At 60.5% G+C, this 6,364-nt stretch carries 8 protein-coding genes; all 8 read left to right on the top strand.

The window, feature by feature from the left end:
- Positions 1-136: 136 nt before the first annotated feature.
- On the top strand, positions 137-820 hold the full coding sequence (locus JNL55_RS08050) for a 4-carboxy-4-hydroxy-2-oxoadipate aldolase/oxaloacetate decarboxylase (protein WP_293851741.1): 684 nt from the start codon (positions 137-139) through the stop codon (positions 818-820).
- 5 nt (positions 821-825) lie between these two features.
- Positions 826-1,917, top strand: coding sequence for a 4-oxalomesaconate tautomerase (locus JNL55_RS08045; protein WP_293851738.1), 1,092 nt, complete (start codon positions 826-828; stop codon positions 1,915-1,917).
- Positions 1,914-2,807 carry an NAD(P)-dependent oxidoreductase gene (locus tag JNL55_RS08040; protein ID WP_293851735.1) on the top strand — a complete coding sequence of 298 codons (894 nt, stop codon included), beginning with the start codon at positions 1,914-1,916 and terminating at the stop codon, positions 2,805-2,807. The genes JNL55_RS08045 and JNL55_RS08040 overlap by 4 nt, the downstream gene beginning before the upstream one ends.
- Positions 2,804-3,826, top strand: a complete 1,023-nt coding sequence (locus JNL55_RS08035; protein WP_415923035.1) for an amidohydrolase family protein — start codon at positions 2,804-2,806, stop codon at positions 3,824-3,826. The genes JNL55_RS08040 and JNL55_RS08035 overlap by 4 nt, the downstream gene beginning before the upstream one ends.
- Positions 3,827-3,836: 10 nt before the next feature.
- Positions 3,837-4,727: an amidohydrolase family protein gene (locus JNL55_RS08030; RefSeq protein WP_293851729.1), complete on the top strand. Its 891-nt coding sequence runs from the start codon at positions 3,837-3,839 to the stop codon at positions 4,725-4,727.
- A 1-nt stretch (position 4,728) separates the two neighbouring features.
- Positions 4,729-5,118: a protocatechuate 4,5-dioxygenase subunit alpha gene (gene ligA / locus JNL55_RS08025; RefSeq protein ID WP_293851726.1), complete on the top strand. Its 390-nt coding sequence runs from the start codon at positions 4,729-4,731 to the stop codon at positions 5,116-5,118.
- Between the two features lie 3 nt (positions 5,119-5,121).
- On the top strand, positions 5,122-5,964 hold the full coding sequence (locus JNL55_RS08020; protein WP_293851723.1) for a class III extradiol dioxygenase subunit beta: 843 nt from the start codon (positions 5,122-5,124) through the stop codon (positions 5,962-5,964).
- Positions 5,964-6,364: Gfo/Idh/MocA family protein (locus JNL55_RS08015; RefSeq protein WP_293851720.1), on the top strand; the 401-nt coding region annotated here is incomplete at its 3' end. The genes JNL55_RS08020 and JNL55_RS08015, both read left to right, overlap by 1 nt.

Here is a 6,364-nt window from a genome sequence, read left to right as displayed (position 1 = left end):
CCGGCGCCCGGCCGAGTGAACCGCGGCTGGGTTGGTTATCTATAGCGTTGCCTAATGCCCCGACGCCAAATTGAATTGGCCGCCTGAAGCGGCCGGCGTCACACTCGATAGGCGATGGGGGAGCAATGGAGGTCGTATGTCAGTAGTGGTCCGGAAAATTCAGCGAGCCGAGCGTAGCGCCATCGACGGCCTGGCCGAGTGCGGAGTCGCAACCGTGCACGAGGCGCAAGGCCGCACGGGTTTACTGGCAGCTTTCATGCGTCCCATTTATTCCGGTGCGCGCATCGCTGGCCCCGCAGTCACGGTGAGCATTCCGCCCGGCGACAATTGGATGATTCATGTCGCGGTGGAGCAGTGTGCCGAGGGCGACATTCTGGTGGTCTCGCCGACATCGCCTTGTGACACCGGCTATTTCGGCGAACTGTTGGCCTGCTCGTTGATGGCTCGCGGCGTGCGTGGCTTGATCATCGAAGCTGGCGTCCGTGACGTTAAAGATCTCACCGCGATCGGCTTTCCGGTTTGGTCGCGCTATGTGTCTGCTCAGGGCACGGTGAAAGAAACATTGGGTAGCGTGAACGTGCCGGTGGTGTGCGCAGGTGCTGCGATCAATCCGGGTGACGTGATCGTCGCCGATGACGACGGCGTGTGTGTCGTGCCTCGCGAGAAGGCTGCGAGCGTGCTGGCGCAATCGATCGAGCGTGAAAAGAAAGAAGCGGTGGTGCGTGCCCGACTGAAGGCCGGCGAGCTGGGCCTGGATGTTTACAACATGCGCCAGCGCCTGGCCGACAAAGGCCTGAAGTACGTCGACTCATTGAGCTGATCGCCATGCTCAAGTCCATTCCTTGCACCTTGATGCGCGGTGGCACCTCGAAGGGGTTGTACTTCAACGAGGCCGATCTGCCCGCGGAGCGAGAGCTGCGAGATCGCGTATTGCTGGCTGCGATGGGCTCGCCCGACGTGCGACAGATCGACGGTGTCGGCGGCGCGCATCCGCTGACCAGCAAGGTCGCGGTGATTCGTAAATCGACCGTATCGCACGCCGATGTCGACTATCTGTTTCTGCAGGTTGTGGTCGACAAAGCCGAAGTCAGCGATAGCCAGAACTGCGGCAACATCCTCGCGGGTGTCGGTCCGTGGGCGGTCGAGAATGGGCTGGTTCCTATCGCAGGCGACGTTACGCCCGTACGCATTCACATGCTGAACACCGCGAGCATCGCCGTTGCTTACGTGCCTACGCCGAATGGAGCGGTCGAGTACGAAGGCAACGCGCGTATCGACGGTGTGCCGGGTACCGCCGCGGCTATCCCGCTGGAGTTTTTGGACGTCGCTGGCTCGAGCTGTGGCTCGCTGCTGCCGACTGGCAATGCCGTCGATGAGATCAACGGTGTGTCCGTTACGTGTATCGACAACGGCATGCCTGTCGTGGTGCTGCGCGCCGAGGACTTCGGCCTGAGAGGCGACGAGGCTCCGGAGCAGCTCGAGAAAAATGCAGACCTGAAGTCGCGCATCGAGGCCATTCGTTTGGCGGTCGGACCCAAGATGAATCTGGGCGACGTCACCAGGAAGACGGTGCCGAAAATGTGTCTGGTGTCGCCGCCTCGCCAGGGCGGTGCGATCTCGACGCGAACCTTCATTCCTCACCGAGTGCATGAATCCATCGGCGTTCTCGGCGCGGTGAGTGTGGCGACCGCATGTGTGACGCCGGGCTCGGTAGCGGCCGAGGTGGCGAAGCTGAGTGGCGACCAGGGTGAGCAGCGAATCGAAGTCGAGCATCCGACCGGGTTCTTCACCGTCGACATCGACGTCACGGTCGAGGACGGCAAGGTTGATGTGCGTCGCTCGGCGCTGTTGCGCACGGCTCGCAAGTTGATGAAGGGCGAAGTGTTCGTTCCTGGTCGCGTGTGGAGCGGGACGTGAGCAGTATCAAGCGAGTTTGTTTGCTGGGTTTCGGCGAAGTGGGGCAGACGCTCGCCGCCGATTTCCAAGCAGCGGGAGTGACTCAGCTCACCGCCTTCGATGTGTTGTTCAAGGATCCCGAGAGCGCTTGCTCGCGCGCTGCTGCTAAAGCAGGTGTGCACGCTGCGAGCAGTGCTGGCGAAGCTGTTACCGACGCCGACCTGATCGTGAGTGCAGTTACAGCAGCGCAAGATGTCGCTGCTGCGCGTTCCGTTGTCGACTCGATCCGACGCGATGCCTTCTTCCTTGATGTGAACTCGGTGTCGCCCAGCGTGAAAGTGCAGTCGTCGGAACTCATTGGCGCGGCTGGCGGGCGCTACGTCGAAGCGGCCATCATGTCGCCCATCTTCCCGAAGCGGGCCGCTTCGCCCATCTTGCTGGGTGGCAAACATGCGGCGGCTTTCCAGCCGTTGGGTCAGCAGCTGGGTTTCACCGGAACGCAGGTGTTCTCGGATGAAGTTGGCCGGGCCTCGGCCGCGAAGATGTGTCGCAGTGTGATGATCAAGGGCATGGAGGCGTTGCTGACCGAGTCCTTGCTGGCCGCTCGTCACTATGGCGTCGAGTCCACGGTGATCGATTCGTTACGGAATCTGTTTCCCGCGGCCGACTGGAGTTCGTTGGCTCGCTACATGATCTCTCGTTCGCTGATCCATGGCCGTCGTCGCGCCGAAGAGATGCGCGAAGTCGCGCAGACGGTGACCGAAGCGGGACTGCAACCTCATATGAGTGCCGCCTGCGTGCAGCGCCAGGATTGGGCTGCCGGCTTTCGCGAGTCGGCCTCGATCGATGAACTGGACGCGATGCTCGACGCAGTGCTGGCCGGCGCCAAGGCGGAGAAAATCCAATGCTGATTATCGATTGTCACGGTCATTACACGACCGCCCCGGATGCTCACCAGAAGTTTCGCGATCAGCAGATGGCGAAGCTCAAGGATCCATTGGCGCCGACGCCCACGCCGACGCGCATCAGCGACGATGAGATTCGCGAGACCATCGAAAAGAATCAGCTGAAGCTGCAGAAGGAGCGGGGAGCCGACATCACTGTCTTCTCGCCGCGCGCTTCTGCCATGGCGCATCACGTGGGCGATGAAGAAGTGTCGCAGGCGTGGACCCGTGCCTGTAACGATCTGATCAAACGCGTGGTCGATCTGTACCCGGAAAACTTCGTCGGTGTGTGCCAGCTGCCGCAATCGCCTGGCGTGCCGATTTCGCATTCGGTGCGTGAGTTGGAGCGCTCGGTGCGCGAGCTGGGTTTCATCGGCTGCAACTTGAATCCCGATCCATCGGGTGGTCATTGGACCGCGCCGCCGTTGACCGACAAGCATTGGTATCCGTTCTACGAGAAGATGGTCGAGCTGGACGTACCGGCCATGATTCATGTGTCGGCGTCGTGTAACCCCAATTTCCACGCCACTGGTGCGCACTACATCAATGCCGACACCACGGCGTTCATGCAGTTCATCGAAGGCAACTTGTTCAAGGACTTTCCGGCCCTGCGCTTCATCATTCCTCACGGCGGCGGCGCGGTGCCGTATCACTGGGGTCGCTATCGCGGCTTGGCGGACATGCTGAAGCGACCGCCACTGCCTGAGCACGTGATGAAGAACGTGTTCTTCGACACTTGCGTGTATCACCAGCCCGGCATCGATTTGCTGGTCAAGGTCATCGATATCGACAACATCCTGTTCGGCTCGGAAATGGTCGGCGCGGTGCGTGGCATCGATCCGCAGACCGGCAACTACTTCGACGACACCAAGCGTTACATCGATGCGCTGAGCATCTCAGCGGCCGACAAGCAGCGCATCTTCGAGGGCAATGCCCGTCGGGTGTTCCCGCGTCTGGACGCAATCCTCAAAGCTCGAGGCCAATAGGCGATATCGTATGGCAGCGTTTCAGATGGATCGTGATTGGTTGGTGTTTCATCCGTCGCCCAGCAAGCCGACCTTCCGTCCGCCGGCGGGCGCAGTGGATGCACACTGTCATGTGTTCGGCCCGGGCGATGTGTTTCCTTACGCGCCGGAGCGCAAGTACACGCCGTGCGACGCGCCCAAGGAAAAGCTATGGGAACTGCGTGATTATCTCGGCTTCGAGCGCAATGTGATCGTGCAGGCGACTTGCCATGGTGCCGACAATCGAGCGCTGGTGGATGCGCTGAAGGCGTCCAACGGCCGTGCACGCGGTGTTGCGACGGTGAAGCATGATGTGACGGACGCGGAGCTGCAGGAACTGCATGCCGCGGGTGTTCGCGGTGTTCGCTTCAACTTTGTAAAGCGCCTGGTCGACACCACGCCACGCGACGTGCTGCTGTCCATCGCCCAACGCATCAAACCGATGGGCTGGCACATCGTGATTTATTTCGAAGCTCAGGAACTGCCCGAGCTGTACGAATTCTTCACGTCGCTGCCGACGACAGTCGTGGTGGATCACATGGGTCGACCCGATGTGACCAAGCCGGTCGACGGTCCTGAGTTCGACTTGTTCATCAAGTTGCTGGCGGAGAACGGCAACTTCTGGTCCAAGGTGAGCTGCCCGGAGCGTTTGTCCAAGAGCGGGCCGGATGCTTACGAGGATGTGGTGCCGTTTGCCCGGCGCGTGGTCGAGACTTTTCCGGACCGCGTGCTGTGGGGCACCGATTGGCCGCACCCGAACATGAAGTCGCACATGCCGGACGACGGCAAGCTGGTGGATTTCATTCCGCGCATCGCGCGCACGTCCGAGCTGCAGCGTAAGCTGTTGGTCGATAATCCCCTGGCTCTGTACTGGAGTCGCTGATATGGCTTTGGATAAACCGTACAAAGACATTCCCGGCACCACCATTTTCGATGCCGACCTGGCGCGCAAGGGCTATCACCTCAACCAGTTCTGCATGTCGCTGATGAAGGCCGAGAACCGCGAACGTTTCAAAGCCAACGAGCGCGCGTATCTGGACGAATGGCCAATGAGCGAGGATCAAAAGTTGGCCGTGATGGCGCGCGATTTGAATCGTTGTATCGAGCTGGGCGGCAACATCTACTTCCTGGCCAAGATCGGCGCCACCGACGGCAGGAGCTTCCAGTTCATGGCGGCCAGCATGACCGGCATGACTCAAGAGGAGTACGCCAAGATGATGTTACAAGGTGGGCGTGCCGTCGGCAGTCCGTTACGAACTCCTGGGAAGGATTGAACCATGGCCAAGGTCACTGCCAGTGTTTACACATCGCACGTGCCGGCCATCGGCGCGGCGCTCGATCTGGGCAAGAGCGGCGATGCTTATTGGCAGCCGTTGTTCGCAGGTTACGAGCCCTCCAAGGCCTGGCTCAAGGACAACACGCCCGATGTGATTTTCCTGGTCTACAACGACCATGCCACCGCATTCAGTCTGGACATCATTCCGACTTTCGCCATCGGTTGCGCGGCTGAGTATCGCCCAGCAGACGAGGGCTGGGGACCGAGGCCGGTGCCGGTCGTCAAAGGTCATCCGGAACTCGCCGCGCATATCGCGCACTCGGTGATTCAGGACGATTTCGATCTCACCGTCATCAACAAGATGGATGTGGATCACGGCCTCACTGTGCCGTTGTCGCTGATGTGCGGTCAGGTGTCTGCATGGCCGTGCCCGGTGATTCCATTCGCTGTGAACGTCGTGCAATACCCTGTGCCGTCGGGTCGCCGTTGTTTCAATCTGGGTCGGGCGATTGGTAAAGCGATTGCTTTATACGATCAGCCGCTGAAAGTGCAGGTGTGGGGCACGGGTGGCATGAGCCATCAGTTGCAAGGTCCGCGCGCCGGCTTGATCAATCGCGAGTGGGACAACAAGTTCCTGGATCGGTTGATCGCCGAGCCCGACAAGCTCGCTGATGTACCGCATATGGAATATGTGCACGAAGCCGGGTCTGAGGGCATCGAGCTGGTGATGTGGCTGATCGCGCGCGGCGCCATGAGCAACAACCCGCCGCGCGTTGCGCACCGTTTCTACCACGTGCCGGCTAGCAACACGGCCGTCGGTCATTTGATTTTGGAGAATTCTTGATGAGCACCATTCGTGTCGCGCTGGCCGGCGCCGGCGCTTTCGGCGTCAAACACCTCGAAGGCATTCAGAAGATCGACGGCGTGCAAGTGACGTCGCTGGTGGGGCGTGAACTGGACAAGACCCAGGAAATTGCCAAGAAGTTTGCCGTCGGCCACGTGACGACGGAATTGGACGAGAGCTTGGCCCGTTCCGATGTCGATGCCGTGATTCTGTGCACGCCGACGCAAATGCATGCGTCGCAAGCACTGGCTGCGATGAAGGCCGGCAAGCATGTGCAGGTTGAGATTCCGCTGGCGGATAGCTGGGAAGATGCGCAGGCCGTGGCCAACCTGCAGAAGCAGACTGGCTTGGTGTGCATGGTCGGCCACACGCGGCGTTTCAATCCTTCGCATCAGTGGTT

The organism is Steroidobacter sp. (assembly GCF_016790065.1).
In the GTDB taxonomy this organism is placed as follows: domain Bacteria; phylum Pseudomonadota; class Gammaproteobacteria; order Steroidobacterales; family Steroidobacteraceae; genus Steroidobacter.
Note: the sequence above shows the minus strand (reverse complement) of the source record. Positions and strands in the feature narration are given on the sequence as shown.